The organism is Desulfurivibrio dismutans (assembly GCF_029210385.1).
GTDB classification, from domain to species: Bacteria; Desulfobacterota; Desulfobulbia; order Desulfobulbales; family Desulfurivibrionaceae; genus Desulfurivibrio; species Desulfurivibrio dismutans.
The window spans coordinates 1-564 of the sequence record NZ_JARGDQ010000030.1; the positions used below are offsets into that span (position 1 = coordinate 1).

The window sequence follows — 564 nt, forward strand, 5'->3', positions numbered from 1 at the left end:
CAAACGTTTTCTGGGGTTGCCCGCCAGGTAGATGCTGGGCAGGTAACCATGGTTCAGCATCCGCTGTAGATCCCAGTCGGCACCCAACTCCCGGGAGACAAGGCCGCGCAACTCGTAACGCAAGGCTCTGCCCCCCAGCAGGTTGGCGTGCCCCCGCCGGACTTTCCGGGCGCTGGAGCCGCAGAGGGCAAAGCGGACCTGGAGATTTTCATGGAGCCATTGCACCTCATCCAGCAACCCCGGAACTTTTTGCACTTCATCCACCACCACAAATGGTGGTGTGGTTGCCCGGGCCTGCAGCTCATGGCGCAGCAGTTCGGGTCTTTCCAGGTAGCGCCGGTATTCTTCGGCTTTCAAGAGATCGACCCAGTAGGCATTGGGATAGACGTGGCGTAAAAGGGTGGTTTTGCCGGTTTGGCGAGGCCCCCATAAGAAAAAGGTCTCATCACCCGCTGGTGGCAGGTTCAATTGTCGCACAAGCATCTGCAATCACCAATGAGGGCGTTCGTGTTGTTTGGTTTGAACAACTGTAAGTACAATATGAAATTATCATGATAATTTCAA

At 55.5% G+C, this 564-nt stretch carries 1 protein-coding gene; it reads right to left on the reverse strand.

Annotated elements, in window-relative coordinates; genetic code table 11:
* A partial coding sequence (locus P0N66_RS12775) for an AAA family ATPase (RefSeq protein WP_275806029.1) occupies positions 1–483 on the reverse strand: 483 nt, incomplete at its 3' end.
* Between the last annotated feature and the right edge of the window lie 81 nt (positions 484–564).